Origin of the sequence: Paracoccus bogoriensis (assembly GCF_019431455.1) — a bacterium.
Taxonomy (GTDB): Bacteria; Pseudomonadota; Alphaproteobacteria; order Rhodobacterales; family Rhodobacteraceae; genus Paracoccus; species Paracoccus bogoriensis.
This window is the reverse complement of record NZ_JAHYSR010000022.1, coordinates 46948-62609: the sequence shown is the minus strand read 5'-3', so window position 1 is coordinate 62609 and position 15662 is coordinate 46948. Positions and strand designations below refer to the sequence as shown.

Below are 15662 nucleotides of genomic sequence, written 5' to 3'. Positions count from 1 at the left end.
GAATCGGCGGCTGTGGAAGAACTGCGAGCGGCTACTTAACACCAGTCTGCAGTTCATTCACTTGGCTTTCTTGACTCGTCTGCGCAAAAGACTTTGAGCAAGTTCTTAGACGAACAGCATCCGCCAAGGCGGCGTTGCGCAGCACCGGCCGGGCGTTCTGGCCGGCCCGGATGAGCCCCCACGGAGTTCTCTCCTTCTGCGAGGCGATCCGCAGCCCTTAATTCGCACTGTGAGACCTCTGGCAAATCCCATAGGATAGCCATATGCAGGACGAACGCGCACTTAACCCGGCGCGCGCTTATGACGCGCTGATGGATCGGCTTGGCCGCCTGATGAAGGAGGATATTGCCGTTCCGATCGCGCCCGAGGATGTGGCAGCCATCGACAGCCTGCTGCAGGACGTGCAGCCGCGCGTCATGGGCCGGCGCTTGTGGGTCGTGGTGCATCCCGATGGCCGCATGATCGATTGCAACGCGACGGCGGCCGAGCGGCTGGGGATCGCCCGCCCTGGCGACCGGGTCGATGGCCTCGACCGGCGCCTTGCCGACACCGAGTGTCCTTGCGAGGTCGTGGCCGTGACCGCGCGGACAGGCGAGGTAGTGCTGTGCCGCGCGACCCGCCGCCCGGATCGGCAGCACTGGCTGCTGGAGGAGGTCGCGCCCGAAGTCACGCCGGAGTTTCGCGCCCAGGTGGCGCGGCTGTGGCGCCTGACCCCCACCGAGGCCGCCATCGCCGAGGCGCTCTTGCGCGGCGAGGGGGCGGAGGGGATCGCCCGGGCGACCGGCCGGACGATCGGCACCGTGCGGCAGGTCATCAAGGCGCTTCTGAGCAAGCTCGATGTCCACAGCCAGGCGCAGGCCGTTGCTCGTCTGGCGATGGTCCTGCGGGCGCATGGGGCGGCACCGGCGGCCGAGGGCACCGCCCCGGTGCTGCGCCGGCACCCCCATCGGGACGCCGCCGGGCAAGTGCTCAACTGCTGGCGCTTCGGCGAGGCGGGCGGGCTGCCGGTCCTGTTCTTTCACGGCGCGATCTTCGGCATCGCCGCCCGGCCCGGCCTGCCCGAACAGGCCCGCCTGTTCGGGCTCGACATGCTGGCGCCAGAACGTCCCGGCTATGGCGAGACGCCGCTGCCCGAAGGCGTCGATCCGGTGGCGCTGGCCGTGACGCGGGCCCGTGCGGCCATGACGGCCGAAGGGTTCGCGCGGGCGGTGCTTTTGGCCCATGATGTCGGCACCGCCTATGCCTTTGCCTTCGCACGGCAGTATCCCGAGCTTGTAGCGGGCATCGTCTGCGCGCCGGCCACGCCGCCGATGACCGGCTGGGCGCAGACGGCGGACATGCCGCCGATGCACCGCATCAGCGCCTTTGCCGCACAGACCGCGCCCAGTCTGATGGCGGCGATGATCCGCCTGGGTCTGAAGCGGATCGAGCGCGAGGGCCTGCGCGCCATCCCGCGGCTGATCTTTGCCGACAGCACCCATGACCGCGAGGCGCTCTTGCGTCCCGAGGCCTATCCGGTGATCGAGGCGCTTTATCTTTCGGTGACAGAACAACGCGCGCGCGGTTTCGAGCAGGACATGTTCGTGACCAACCGCAACTGGTCGAACATCCTGGGCGACATCCGCTGCCCGGTGCGTCTGCTGCACGGTGCGCTGAGCCGCACCGTCTCCGAGGCTGCACTGCGCAGCCTCGCCGCAGCGCTGCCCGATGCGCGGCTGAGCGTGATCCCCGACGCCGGCCACACAATGCCGATCACCCATCCCACCCACGCCTTCCGCGAGGTGCTGAAACTGACCTGAAGGACGGCCCCGCCCCTTCTGCTCATGGGCGTCCCGCGACCGGCACCAAGGCCGGTGCGGCGCAGGACGCTCTGGCCTGCGCGACCCCTACCATTTGGGAATTGATCACGCGCCCTGCGGGCGTAGGATCGGCGCTCATCTCGCACGGGGGCCTTTACATGCAGGAACTTTCGACACCGCTGCGCGATCTTGACGCGCATTACTGCCGTGCCGGTGTCCGGGGCAATCTTGCCTTGGGGAAGATGGTCCGGGCGCCTGTGGCGGGGCTTGCCCTTGTCACAAGCCTTCTTGCGCTGCAGCCGACCCCTGTCACGGCCGGGGCGCTGAGCTGCCAGGACATCGTGGTGAACCTCGTCGAACAGGGGCGCGCGCGGCTGGAAGGCGTTACCTTCGAGTTCAACCGTGCCAGCTTACGCCCGGAAAGCCTGCCGCAGCTGATCGCGGCGCGCGATGCGATCCTGTCGCTCGGCGGGACGTGGATGGTCGAAGGCCACACCGACAATGTGGGCAGCCGCGACTACAACCTCAGGCTCTCCGAAACGCGCGCGCAGGCGGTGCGCGACTGGCTGGCGGCGGCCGGGGTGCCGGCAGGACAGCTAGCAGTGGCGGGCTATGCCTTCGACCGGCCGGTGGCCGACAATGAGACCGAGGCCGGGCGCGCGCAGAATCGCCGGGTCGAGCTGGTGGCCGAGGTCACGCCCGACATGCTGGGCTTCGGCGGCCCGGCCGAAGCCGACCCCTGCCCTGCCACGCTGACGCCGGGCATCCATGCCGAAGGCGCGACCGCCGGGGCCGAGGCGCCGCCGCCCCCACCCCCGATCACCGAATGGACCGGATCGGGCGGGCAGGAATGGCTGCCCTTCTCGCATCTTATGGCCACCGGCTTTGGCACCGGCAGCGGCTGGAGCGGCGAGGTCATTACCATGCCCCCCGGCACCCAGCCCCAGGCCTGCCAGGCGCTGTGTTGGGCGAATGACCAATGCGCGGCCTTCAGCTTCAATCCAGGCGGGTCGTATTTCATCGAAGATGCCCGCTGCCATCTGATCGGCTACGGCTCCGAGCGCGACCTGACCCGCGACAACACCTATTTCGCGGATGGGGCCTTCTTCGCTTCGGGCCTGAAGCCTGATGCCCGGATCTTGACGCCAGAATCCGAAGCGCTGGCCGCAGAAATCCTCGCCGATCTGGCCGAGATCGCGGGACTGCGCGCCCGCGCCCGCCTGACCGCCGCAGCCGAAGCGGCCCCTGGCGCCCCGATCGATGTGGCGCTTGACGGCCATGTGCCGGCAGAGCGTTACGCGAGCCTCGTCGAGATCGCGGATCTCGACGATTACGATTTCAGCTGGTGGAAGTCGCGCGCCTCGCTGTTTGTGCACGACATGGCCGATGGGCGCAGCGGACAGATCGCCGCGCCCGGGCCGGGCGACTATGTCCTGCGCTATGTCATCGACCATCCGACCGCCGGACGGCATACGATCGTGGCCCAGCCTCTGACCATCGTGGAACGGGCCGATGCGACGATCGCCGACCCTGCCGGGAACACCGGCCAGGCGACGCTTTCGGCGCCGATGGTGCTGGCACCGGGCGAGGCCTTCACCGTCACCTATACCGGCCCGCTCTTCAACGGCGACTGGATCGACATCATCACCCCCGGCAATGACGACGACATGTCGGGCGGCTGGGGCTGGGCCTGGGCGACGGGCGCGCCGGTCAGCCTGACCGCGCCCCAGCAGGAAGGCGACTACACCCTGCGCTATGTCGCCGAGGATCCGGCGCGCGGCCGCACGGTTCTGGCGCGCGAGACGCTGGTCGTGCGCGCCACGCCCGCCACGACGGTCCCGGACGAGGCAATCGTCCGCCGCTGCGAAGGGGCGATGATGACCCCCTGCGAGATCACCCTGCCGGAATCCGACCTCGCGCTGACGCTGATCGCGGGCTACGGCATCACCGAGCCTTTGGCCTATACGACTGCGGCCGGTATCCGCGCCGAGCGGCCATCCTTCGATGTGGTGCGGCTGTCGGATGGCGCGGTGGTGATCGCGGTCAACGAGCGTCAGGGGGGCGGGACATATTGCCAAGAACTCGCCTCGGGCGACCGGGCTTGCATCACCCCCGCCTATGCCGATGCCGACGGGATGCTCGCCGGCGTCGTCTTCGCCTCGCTGACAAGTGCTTCAATGCAGGCTGAGACCATGGCCGCGGACGAAGAGGAAACGATTCTTCCCGGAGCGATGCAAGGCATCTGGGCCGTCATGGTGCGCGAGGGGCACCCGAAGGCCGGAAAGCGCTTCCTGCGGCTCGACCTGTTCCAGGACATGGACGAAGACGCGGTGTCGGGCAGCTTCAATCTCGCTGGCGACTTCGATCCCATGCCCCATGCCGGCGGCGCGCTCGAAGGGCGGCAATCGGGTGACAGCGTGACGCTGACGCTTCTGGACGACATGCAGCGCGGGGCGCCGGTGCTCAAGCTCGACCGCTGGGCCGACGAGGACTGGCTGGGCACTTTCCTGGTCGGGCGGATGGAGATCCCCGTCCACGCGATGCGGGTCGCCCGCCCGGGCGACGACGACTGGGATGAACCCCTGTCCTGGAGCGACCGCGACCCGATGGCCGAGGCCTTGCAAATCGGGGCAGAGGTTCTGCAGGGGCTGCTCGGCGACAACGCGAACCTGTCGCCCGAAGACCGGGCAGCGTTCGAGATGATGGGCCGGATCATGGGCGGCGCCGCCGCGGCCATGGGCGCCGAGACGCCCGCGCCCGGCGCTGACGCGCCCGCTGGCGACCTGATGGGGATGCTCGGCGCGATCCTCGGGGCCAACCCGCAGTCCGCCCCCCGGTCGCCGGCCGGTGCAGGTGCCGCCCCAGCGGAAGCCGCCTCGGGCCAGGATACCGAAACAGCCCGACATCAGACAGAGATGAATGCCGGGGCCGAGGCCGAAATCAACGCAGCCCGAGCCAAGGCCGAAGCGCTGATCGCAGCCGAACAGCAGCGCGCCGCGGCCGCAGAAGGCCAAGCCTCGTCCATCGGACAGGGGCTCGCCGCGGGCCTTGGCGGCCAGCCGGTCGGGGCCCATCCGCTCTCCGGCCATCTCGCCGCTTCGCCGCAGTTGGAGCCGCTGGGCGGCACGCCGCTCGATCTGACGGCCGAGGAGGCACTGCGCCTCATTGCCCCGCACCGGGAGGACTGATCATGCTCCGCGCGTTCCTGACCTTCGCCTTCACCGCCTTGCCGGGCCTTGCCGCCGCAGAGGGTATGGGCGGCGCGATCTGCCGCGCCGGGCAGGGCTGCAGCTGCTTTGTCGTCAACGATGCCGGCCTTTTTCCGGTGATCCTGGGCGATACCGCGGCGGGCCAGGTGGCGCTGGCCGAGAATCTTGTCATTGACCGCTCCAGCAACACGACCTTTCGCACCCGCCGCAGCCTCTCGGAGGTGCACCGGAGCTTCGGCGGGCGCGGTGAGTGCCCTTCAGACCCCGAGCCTGAAGAGATCGTTCCCCTTGACGGGCTGTGGCAATGGCGCGCGACCGGGCAGCGCCTGACCAATTGTCCAATGATGCTGGAGGCAATGATTGCAGCCGGCAGCGACGAGGTTCCGCCCGTCCGCATCGCCTGGGGCGGGGTGTTTCACCCCGAGCGTTTGACGCAGGCCATGCCCGACCCCGAAATGCGCGGCGGCATGGGCGCCTATGCCTGGCGCCTGACCGGCCCGAACCGCTGGCTGTCCGACAACATCCGGGGACAGGAGTGCGAGGACGGCACCTGCATGGAGGGCAGCCTTTTGCTGGCGATGTCGCTCGTCGCGCCTGACCGGATCAGTGGCCTCATGTTGATGCGCCAGAAGGTCGAAGGCGCGGGCGCGGCGATCCTCGCCGGTCTGGGGATGGGCGACTGCACCATGCGCATCCGCTACGATCTTCACCGCATCAGCGGCTGATTCCGGCGGTCGCTATACGATCCAGGCGGGACCGCTGCGACCCGGCTGCTTGAGGCGGGCGCAGAGATGAAGAAGATCGCCACCCACATGGGCTGGTCCTTCAAGCACGCTTCGGAGGTCATCAAGCGCTATGTGGCCCTGTCGCCGGCCATATCCGACAGCCTCGCCGAGAAGCTGCGGACGACCGAACAGCAAATGTCTCTGTAAAATGACCTGTAAACCATAGCTTGGGAAAGACCCCAAAGCCATGGTCGGGGCGAGAGGATTCGAACCTCCGGCCTACGGTACCCAAAACCGACCCGAGCGGTTGAAAACCCTGCCGAAACCGGAAAAATCCGGCCATTTCTACTCGCGTGTTTTCAATGGGTTACACGAGGAATGCAAAACACCGGCGCGCAGCGAGGGCAGGGCGGATGGTAGGCCCGGAGGGTGTGTAAAATGCCCTTCGATTCAAGCCACTGAGGTGGAAACCCGCCCCAAGTCAGGACTATGAAAATCAACAAGTTGCAGGCGGCAATGTAAACTGATCGGAGAGGTTCACCGACTCGGTCAAAGCAGAGCTATATGCCAGGAACAATTGGCAGGATGCTGGAGCCGAGAGGATTCGAACCTGCGACCTACGCCACCCGAAATCGAAGCGAGGCGGCGTATCCGAGGGCGGGCCGAAAGCTAGGGCGAATAACGTCGGTACGAAATGACTGGACATGAGTGAGCGCGCCGGGCGAAAAATGCCCCATCGCCATTAATCCAACCAGTTCGTTCCATGTTTTGAGGTAAATATGACCGAGACGACCAATCACACGAAGTCCGATTTGATCGACACCGGGGATGTCGCGCTGATTTACGTGATCGACCCGCCCAATCTTCTTACCCCGTCCATTCCGCTGCTGCTCTCGATCAGGCGTCATCACCCCAATGCCACGGTCATCCCATATTGCCCGAAAGGGAAACTGGAGCAGATACCACAGCGAATTCGTCAGTTCCACGTAGAGAACAACGCCCCAATCCAAGAACTTTCCAGGGAACTGGAATTCGCGCGGCGCAACAATTCCAAGCCATATTACCACGGCCACAAGATCTTGGCGGCAGCCGAGAAGCGCGACACCAAGTTCTGCATTTGGCTTGATACAGACACTTATCTCGCGCAGCGTCTCGATGACGCCCGGTTGTTCCAAAAAAACAAGATCGCGGCAGTTCCCGAGTCTGTCGCGGGATACGCGGGCCGGTTCATGGAGGTGTGGGACAAGACCTACGCAGTTTTCGGTCTGGAAACCCCGCCCGAACGCATGAAGATGTTGCGCACCACAAACGTCCAACCCCCCTACTTCAACGCAGGCTTCATCGCCTTTCCCGAGGTGACCGAGCGCGGCGAGCGATTCGGTGAATTATGGCTTGACACTGCGATGATCATCGACTTCGACGAGACACTCGATCACGAGCGCAAGCGCCCTTGGCTGGATCAGGCATCGCTGCCAGTCGCCATATTCCGGGGCGGATGCGGTTTCGAGCAGATGGAGCCCGAGTTCAACTACCCGATCGACGTGCCTGACTGGTTCCCGCATGACGGGGTAAAGCTTTATCACTACCACGGCATCGAACGCCTTGAGGCCACCAAGCATTTTTCTGAAATGGAAGACCTCGTGGTCAGCAGCGGCTATTTCCGGTCGCTCGAGCACCATCTTCACCCGATGCTTCAGCGGCGAAAGGAACAGGCCGTTTATTGGAAACGAATTGCATTGATCGCTGATGAACGTCGCGAATATGCCGAGAAAATGCGTCAGTGCGAAAACAAGGCCGATCAGCGCCCGTTCAAGCAAGAGATCCAGAAAAGGAAGCTGGAAGACAAGGAATTGCGGGCCAAAAAGGACGCGATCTTCGAGCATCATTTCTACGACGAGGCCTGGCTTGTGAAATGCGACGAGAACCGCAAGGCCGCGCCTGCCGCGGCGTCGTGAGGCAGTTGCTCCAAGCCACATAGATCGTAGCACCGCCGCCTGCGACAATAGCGCAAGCGGCGGTGCCTTGTGCGAATGCCGCTGCCAGAGGAGCCCGGACAATCACCCGATCAGAGATCATTCGCCAGGGTGGATCGGGTAGAACCTTGCAGCTCCGCCTGACCTCAGGCCTTCCCGAATGGGCGTGCCTGCTGCAGCACATCCATGCCGAGATGTTGTCAGCGACGTGTTCGTAGATTCCGGGCATCCAGACGGCAGGAACTTGGACTTCTTTTCAGCATCAACACTCAACAGCGGCAGCGCCCAGCACCTTTTCCAAGTCGCGCCTCGCCCACGGGCGAAGATCTTTCGCGCTCAGCAACTCCGCATCACACCATCCCTTGATCCTGACGGCAGCCGAGGGATTTTTTGACAGAGCTACTGCCGAAAGATAAACGTCGAGAAGGCCCCTCGTTCGCAACTCGCTGATGTCCGCACCAAGAAGGACTGCCGCCCGATCGTAATCTTGCGCCTCATACGCTGTTGCGCCATCCTGCAGAGCGCGCTCGATGGTTCCCTTGGGCGCGAGTAACCGTTCTGGGTCAATAGGCGTTTGCTCGACGAAAGACCTTACAAAGTAGGAAAGGCTGCCGATGCGGCTAAGGTAGTCAAGGCTTCTGTGCCCCGAATTGGGAACGTGCATCAGCTTCGCGTCCGGATAGGCGGGAAGCGCCCACCGCTTGACCAAGGCGCTGTCACGGCCATCGCGCGGGTCATACAGGATCGTTGGTGCGTGAGAGGACCTGGGAAGATCCTTCAGCCGTGCTCTGTGGCGAAACCTTCCATCCGAGCTTTCTGGCTGTTCACCGTCCTCCCAGGCCCACGCATTCGTACGAATCGGGTGGTAAGTATTCCGGGGCGAAGCGGCCAAGATGCGCGCATCGACGGCACCACCGAAATAGAGCGCCGCATACCCTCCGGCACTTGGCCCGTATGTGATGACGTCTCTGCCCTCTAAGACAGGAAACACGCAATCTTGGAACCGCTCAAACGAAAGCGATTGGTATCGCGAGCGCGGGGTGTGCCCAACATACAGATGATTCCAGCCGTTTTTCTTGCAGAACTCTGTTCCGAACCCGCTCTGCCCCATGCCCCCGCCTTTTCTCGAGAAGCAAATCAACAGCTTGTCGGATCCTGGGTTGATTTCATGCAGCGCAAGACGGTGATCGTCGCAAACATCAAGATCGATAACAGACAAAGAATGACCTCCAACGCAGCGCGAGATGCCGCGCTACTCTTAGGATACGTTATTGATCAGCCTCCATCAACATGGACTGCTCGATAGGTACCCAAGCCCCACCGCCACCTTGCCCTCATATCGCGCGGACGAAGCCGCCTCATCGGCCACCCGGCGCGCCAGCGCGGATCAGCGCCTGCGTCAGGTGATCCGGGGCCACCTTGGCGATCTGCTTGACCAGCTCGGCCTCGGCCATGTCCTGCAGGTGCTGGCGGGCGCCGAGCTGGTCGCGCTCCAGGCCGAAGCGCCGAAGGCTGTCGGCCGCGCCCTCGTCCACATAGGGCAGCATCTGGCGGGCGGCGGCGCTGATCCGCTTGCCGATCGGCGTGTCCGCCGCCTGGTCCAGTACCCAGGTCAGCGCGAGCGCTGCGGCGCGCTCCATCGCGGTCTGGATGGTCGCACGGGCGCGGGCGTCCAGCTGCGCGCCGACGAGCCGCGCGATGACAGCGGCAATGGCCGAGGTCGCAGCCGTGGCGATAACCGTGATGATCCAGGCCATCGCCTGATCGACGATCCCGGCCGAGGTCGCGGCCAGTGCGGTCAGCGGGGCCACGATCAGCGCAGCCGAGAGGCCCGCCAGAGCGGGGGTGATGCGTTTCATGGGTCTCTCCGATGTCAGGGGTTCAGAAGTTCGCAGCGCACCGCCTCGCGCAGGCGGTTTCCGATCTGGATCGGGTCGCCGGGCGCCTCCATGCCCGGCAGCCAGGTGATGTCCCATTTCCAGCGCTGGACGATGCCAAAGGTCGGCTGGATCTCGGCATGGCTGAGCATCGACCAGGGCGAGACCGGGATGTCGTAGATCCGCGCCAGCCGCGCCGTCTCGCGCACCATCTCGACCAGCTGCACGGGCAGGATCGGCGCCCGGCCCCGGTCAAAGGGCCGTTCATTGGCGCCCGCCATGGCGCAGATCGCGATGCCCACCGCGCCGCCATTGGCATTTCGGGTATGGCTGCGCTGGACGGTCGGCTGGACCGGACGCACAACCGGACCGGTGGCAGGAATCAGGGCGTGATAGGCCGCCAGATCGGTCGGGTTCGGGACGTGGCCGCCTCCGGTCCAATGCCAGTGGATGCGGGTGATCCCCGAGACATGCTGAAAGGGCAGGCCCTTGGCGTGTTGCGCGGCGCGCGCGGCTTCAAAGGCCGCGCGTGTGCGGGGGCCATCCACCCCGTCGATCGGGCCGGGCCAGAAGCCCAAGGCGGCGCAGCGCGCTTGCCGCGCGCGCACCGCGGTCATCACAGCGGTCATGATGTTCTCCAAATGAAAAGCCCCGCGCGAGGCGGGGCGTGGGTCGTGTCAGCAGATGCGCGGGGTCAGCGATGCCGGTGCGCGCGCTCCTCCAGGATGGTCTCGACGCGGGTCATCCGGTCGCGAAGTACTCGAAACTCGCGCTCGCTTTCCTTCTGCGCCGCCGCGAGCTGGCCGCTCATCTTGTCGGTCATGCGGTCTATCTTCTCGGACAGCTTGTCCAAGGCGGCGGCGCTGGCCTGCCCATCGTCGCGGTCGAAGAAGCCGTATCGCAGTGCCAGCTTGTAGCCGACAAACAGCAGGAAGCCGGGCAGCCCGACAGCGGCAATCATGGACGTGAACGCAACTTCAGTCATGGCGCGACCCCTTCCTGGCGGCATCAGCGATGTCAAAGGCCGACAGCAGCGCGACGGCGACGGCCAGCGTACCGGACGCGATGACCACGATATCAACCCCGGCACTCGGCAAGGCGGCGACCACGAAGGACGCGAAATAGGTCATCATCCAGGCGGCGATCACGATGCGCGTCGGCGCCGTCCACCACCGGCGCCCGTTGATGAACAGCGCCGCCAGATAGGCGGATGCGGGCACCAGCATGGCCAGCGCCCACCAGACCGCAGGGTATTTCACGGCAGCGCCATAGACAGCTTCGGACATATGGAAATGCCCGGTCTTGGCGGCGATCCAGAATGCGCCGCCCATCAGGAACAGCAGGAAATAGAAAAAGAAGCGCGCGCCCTTGGTCACATCCCTACTCATCGCAGCCCCTGGCGCCGATAGCTGAATCAATCCATGCGGTCCGCGCAAGGGCGCGACCCTGTTGCTGTGTCATTGGCCGCCGCTACCCAGCAGCGCGCCATCACGCAGGATCGCGCCCAAGTCCCTTCCAGAGCGGTCGAGCGACGGCAAAGGGTTGCCGAGACGGTCAAAACACCACGCTCCCTCTCCCTGCAGCGGTGGCGGAATGATCGGCAGCGGATTGGTGAATTCTTCGACCGTGAAGTCAACCGGCTCGGACCATGCGGGCCCATACCAGCCATCCGTGAGATCAAGGTTCCATGTGTGTAGCCGTGATGCGAGAGCCCCCGCGTCAAGCATCAGCACCTCTCCGCCATCAGGCAGCGTGATCACAATGTCACGGTTGCGGATCGCTGCGGAATTGTCCACGACGCGGATGGCAGCCCGCATCGCCTGCACGCTCTGGAATGCCCCCTTAAAGGAGAGGCGGTCGCCCTTGGCGGGGTCAAACCCGTAAATGTGCGTAACCGCGCCCGGATCGCAGATGATCCGGTTGTTCCAGCCATAGGGAATGCTGACGGTCGCATGAGGACGCGCCTGCGAATAACCGTGGGAGGGCGGGGGTGCAGGGCGCGGATAGGCGGTATAGATGATCGCGGGACCGCCCTGCGACATGACGACGTGATTACCGTTACCGAGCCGCACGACCCCCCCGCCGGTCCCCAGATGGAAATGGTTGCGCTGATAGTAGTCGACCATCTGATGGTGAATGACTGTCTTCCCATCTCCCCCCAGCACCTGCAATGTCACCGCGCCGGTCAGATCTGCGCAGGAATGGAACGTGGTGCCCGATCCGCCGTAACTGACGAACCAGCCGACGAGCGTTTCGGAGATCTGCGCGTTCGGCAGTGCGGGCCTGATCTCGGTCAGACGATGCCAGCCGTCTATCTCGAACTGCGACGGATCCATGCTGTTGAAGCCCCTTAGGCCGTGCTGTTCCCAGCCCTTCACGCCCGACTGCGCGCCCGTGAACCATTCGGGATGGTTGTCCAGAGACCAGTGCTGGATGGCCTCGGCGGTCGAGAAGCGCCGCGCCAGAACAGGATTGTTCGTCCCGAGCGCAATCCTTGTCGCCGATGCCTGCGCCCAGTTGGCGGCCGGCCACCAGCCGACACCCCATTTCTTTTTCCCCGGCCAACCGACGACACGATCCGTCAGCCAGTTGAGATGTCGGCTGCGGAAGTAGTGCTTATAGTTTTCCCCCTCACGCGCCGGATTATGGCATTGACCGAAGATGTTGGTTTCGGTCACGCAGACCGGATCGCTGCCCAGCACTCCCCACCGGGAGACGAGCGCACGATCATGTTGCGCTTGAGTGGCCGCCCGTATGTCAAACCCGACGTAGAAATGGATTGACCATATCAGCCGATCCAAACCAACTGCCTGTCGAATGGCATCCAGACCTGAAATGCCGCCGCGCGATGGCAGCCGGGTCGAGGCGAGCGTGTTGGCGTCGCCGTTGAACGCCCAGGTTGGGGCGAGAATGGCCTTGCCGTCATCCACGCTGCGGATCAGCTGGGCGATGGCTTCGATGTGATCGACAAAGCGGCCGACGAAATAGGGCAGGTTGCCGGGGAAGCTGTTGTTGCCTGCGAAATACGCGGCGGGCTCGTTCATGATTTCGTAGCCTATGGTCTGTGACCAGAGCGATGGCCGCTCTGAAAGCCACTCGAACAGCAAGTTCCACGTCTCAATCTGGCGCGCGCCCAAGCGGATACTTTCCGCGTGCCAGTCGTCGAAATTCTCGACCGGACCGTAGCTGTTGGGCCATTGGCGGACGCGGTTCGGATCGCCTAGGCGCTGCGTCGGACCGTCATGAAAATCCCACAGGATCCAGAAATCCGATCGGTCTGCAGCACATTCTTCGTAAAATTCTTCCATCTGCGGGTGCATTTGCAGCTTCCCGTTTGCGCCCCGGGTCCAGTAATGCTTGTTGAACGGCGCGCGGATGATCCGCAGCTTCGGGAAGGACCGGCGCAGCCCTTGGCAGAAGAGTGTCGCGCTGTCCGGCGCCGAGCCGTTCATGCCCCAATAGATCTGCTGCATCTCGCCATGCCACAGATTCTCCAGCACTTCTCCGGCGTCGATACGTGCCTGCTGTTCTTCGTTGGGCTGACCCCAGATCTGCGGTCCGATCATATGCATGGGCCGGCCAGCGACATAGAGCATGGACTGCGCGTTGAGATTGGTCGGTGCAGGACCATAGGGATGCGGCGTCATGCGTGACCCATCTGGATATTGGTGATCTGGGTGTGCGAAGGCGTTCCGCCGGCCGTCACGAAGGCATAGATCTCGGGGGCGCCGCCACTCAAGGCTGCCGCCGGATCACCGGCCAGGTCCAGAGACAGCACGATGGACCCGCCGACCAGCACTTGGATCACCGAACCCCCGGCAGGACGCCTGATCTCCAGAACGACCGGATAGCCCCAGGTCTGCGAAAAGGACGCCAGAGAGCGGCGGGTGCCATTGGCCTCGATGGCTTGAAGCGTTACGCCTGTGCGCCGCAGCATTGCCCGGAGCGCCGCCGATCCGCTCGAGTTCAGGCCAAGCCCAACCCCGTCCACCCCGTTCGGGTGGGCAACGCTGTCCAAACCGAGGATCGTCGCACGCATGAACTGGCCGGTCGTGAAATAGTCACGGTACCGCGCACGGATCTGCTGGTTGGCATGTGTCGGGCGCGCTACGCCCCCGGACAGAGACAGCCCCCGCGTGCCGATCGACATGTCCTGAACGAGATTCTGCCATTTTGCAGGCCGGACATTAAAGAGCAGCCCGCTCCCGTTCAGGTCAGCGGTAATGTCGTTCGCACTCACGACCACATCGCGGTCGAGATCGCCCTCGCCCCCGCCCACGAAATTGCGGTGCCGGATCGTGACCTGATGCGGCCCGGCGGGGAGACCTCCGACGAGATAAGCCCCGGGAAGAGCGTCTGGCAGCGCGACCCACGGCCTTTCAGACCCGCCCACCCTGCGGTCCACGCCAATGATGGCCGGGTTCTCGTCCGGGATGCTTCGCAGCACGATAGCGATCGATTGGCCATCACGGGCGTCATAAACGTCCCATGACTGCGCCAGCGGCACCGGCGGCTCAGCCGGTGCTGGCAGCCTGACCCAAGTGTCAAACTTGCGCATACGCGCCTGCGGGCTGTCCCAACAACGCCATGTCACGGACATCTCCGGCGTTACCCAGGTCGGCAAGACGGGCAGGTCCGGCCCCACCTGGTTGAGAACAGGGCCGGACATTGCGGTCACTGCCTGCAACTGGCCGATCGCCAGTCCAGCCGCTGCCAGATCAGATTGGTTCGCCTTATTGTTGACCACCACCTCAAGCGCCGCCACACGTGTCTCGCGGGCCAGCTCTATCCATGGCTTCCATTCGCCATCGACTCGGCGCCGCTCAAAGCGTCGGCCGGATTGATCCCGCCAGGTCTGCCACACACCCGTCACGGACTGCTCGACCTGAACCTCTCCAGTGACAGGACTCCCGAGCCCCGAAGGCGCATTCCCGATCGACAGGTCTGCGAAACGATAGCTCCCGGGGACAAGCGTCCAGTTGTTCGCGTTCCGCTCCTGCGCGGTGTTCGCGCTGGAGATCGTGACCAGCTTGCGAGCTAGCGTGGCCAGCTGTGCGTCGATCTCCCAGCCCTGAACGTCCCCTGCGATGACGCGCAACTGGGAACCAAACCGTCGCATCTTGTAGACCCGGCCCACCACGAACCGCCCGGCGCCCCAAGCAGAGCCGTCCGCGCGACGGATCTGGAACGTCGAGCCGCCAATGCTGATCGTCGGGTTCCCGGCTGTATTGGTCGCGATCGGGATATACTCGACCTCAGAGGCAGACCCGAGCGAAGTGACACCGGCGTCGATGAAGGCCGGGTCGATTGTAGCCGTAATCGCGTCACCGGAGCCGCCAATCCCGGTCAGCGGGATGACAGCGCCGAGTCGAATCGCCGTCAGCAATCGGCCGTGCTCGGTCCGCGTGACATCACCCCGCACAACCCGATACAGGCTGCCGACGCGGCGCAGGACGTAGGGACGCCCCGCCACGAAGCCCCGGGCAGGCCACGCTTCCCCATCGCCGCCGCGCACGCCGCGCGCCGTCCCCGTCACCGCCGAGGCGCTGCCTGCCGCCGGGCGATCTATGCGGATCGTCGGGTTTTGTGCCATGTTAGCTGCAGCCGGGACAAACACGAATTCCTGCCCATCCGCCACGTCGCCCTGCCCCAGCAGAACCAGCGCGGCGGGGATTTCTGCCGTGATCGCGTCACCAGTGCCGTCGACCGCGCCGACGGGCAGCGACATGTTTGCCAGCAATGCGCGCGTATCCTGCCGATTGACGACGCCCCACCGGGGCGCGGTCGCATAGAGGGGGTCATCCGCGGTTGCCGTGCGCGACCGGACGACCAGCGCCGTCCCTTCGCGGACAAGGATTTGCGTCACAGACGCAGGCAGGCCGGATGCCGCTGCCTCTGCCGCCGCACGGCTGGCATAAGTCGGCGTGCTGCGTGGGTCGATATCCGCTCGCAGCGTGGCGTTCAGTTCGGTGATGACCCGGTTGATTTCCGCATCATGGGCCGACTTGGACGCAAGCTGATTGGGCGCCGTGCCGCTGACCGGCAGGCTGTAAACAGGAGTATTCATGCTGTCCTCTGG

General features: G+C 64.8%; 12 protein-coding genes and 1 pseudogene. 6 read left to right on the top strand and 7 right to left on the bottom strand.

The features are described 5' to 3' along the window. The 6 genes and pseudogenes from KY389_RS11580 to KY389_RS11555 form a co-directional block, all read left to right on the top strand. A pseudogene (locus KY389_RS11580) lies at positions 1–97 on the top strand (IS5/IS1182 family transposase); the annotation flags it as partial. A 166-nt stretch (positions 98–263) separates the two neighbouring features. Continuing rightward, entirely contained in the window at positions 264–1799 is a 1536-nt protein-coding gene (locus KY389_RS11575; RefSeq protein WP_219831118.1) for an alpha/beta fold hydrolase, read from the top strand. A gap of 158 nt (positions 1800–1957) precedes the next feature. Next, on the top strand, positions 1958–4987 hold the full coding sequence (locus KY389_RS15665) for an OmpA family protein (protein ID WP_219831117.1): 3030 nt from the start codon (positions 1958–1960) through the stop codon (positions 4985–4987). A 2-nt stretch (positions 4988–4989) separates the two neighbouring features. Beyond that, the gene (locus KY389_RS11565) at positions 4990–5733 is read left to right on the top strand and encodes a hypothetical protein (protein WP_219831116.1); all 744 of its coding nucleotides are present in this window, start codon (positions 4990–4992) and stop codon (positions 5731–5733) included. Between the two features lie 66 nt (positions 5734–5799). Continuing rightward, positions 5800–5940, top strand: coding sequence for a hypothetical protein (locus KY389_RS11560; protein WP_219831115.1), 141 nt, complete (start codon positions 5800–5802; stop codon positions 5938–5940). Positions 5941–6512: 572 nt separating this feature from the next. After that, positions 6513–7688 (top strand): hypothetical protein, encoded by a 1176-nt coding sequence (locus KY389_RS11555; protein WP_219831114.1) that lies wholly within the window; start codon positions 6513–6515, stop codon positions 7686–7688. Positions 7689–7968: 280 nt separating this feature from the next. Here the strand turns inward: KY389_RS11555 and KY389_RS11550 are convergent, their stop codons facing one another. The 7 genes from KY389_RS11550 to KY389_RS11520 all read right to left on the bottom strand — a co-directional run bounded on the left by KY389_RS11550 (position 7969) and on the right by KY389_RS11520 (position 15650). Next, the gene (locus tag KY389_RS11550) at positions 7969–8925 is read right to left on the bottom strand and encodes a hypothetical protein (protein ID WP_219831113.1); all 957 of its coding nucleotides are present in this window, start codon (positions 8923–8925) and stop codon (positions 7969–7971) included. Between the two features lie 139 nt (positions 8926–9064). Further along, a complete protein-coding gene (locus KY389_RS11545) occupies positions 9065–9565 on the bottom strand; it encodes a hypothetical protein (RefSeq protein ID WP_219831112.1) in 501 nt (166 codons plus the stop codon). A 14-nt stretch (positions 9566–9579) separates the two neighbouring features. Continuing rightward, positions 9580–10212: a peptidoglycan recognition protein family protein gene (locus KY389_RS11540; protein ID WP_246588086.1), complete on the bottom strand. Its 633-nt coding sequence runs from the start codon at positions 10210–10212 to the stop codon at positions 9580–9582. 65 nt (positions 10213–10277) lie between these two features. Then, the gene (locus tag KY389_RS11535) at positions 10278–10568 is read right to left on the bottom strand and encodes a hypothetical protein (RefSeq protein ID WP_219831111.1); all 291 of its coding nucleotides are present in this window, start codon (positions 10566–10568) and stop codon (positions 10278–10280) included. After that, a complete protein-coding gene (locus tag KY389_RS11530; RefSeq protein ID WP_219831110.1) occupies positions 10561–10971 on the bottom strand; it encodes a hypothetical protein in 411 nt (136 codons plus the stop codon). The genes KY389_RS11535 and KY389_RS11530 overlap by 8 nt, the downstream gene beginning before the upstream one ends. A gap of 69 nt (positions 10972–11040) precedes the next feature. Beyond that, entirely contained in the window at positions 11041–13230 is a 2190-nt protein-coding gene (locus KY389_RS11525; RefSeq protein ID WP_219831109.1) for a cellulase family glycosylhydrolase, read from the bottom strand. After that, positions 13227–15650 carry a pyocin knob domain-containing protein gene (locus KY389_RS11520; RefSeq protein WP_219831108.1) on the bottom strand — a complete coding sequence of 808 codons (2424 nt, stop codon included), beginning with the start codon at positions 15648–15650 and terminating at the stop codon, positions 13227–13229. Before KY389_RS11520 ends, KY389_RS11525 begins: the two co-directional genes overlap by 4 nt. Positions 15651–15662 lie beyond the last annotated feature (12 nt).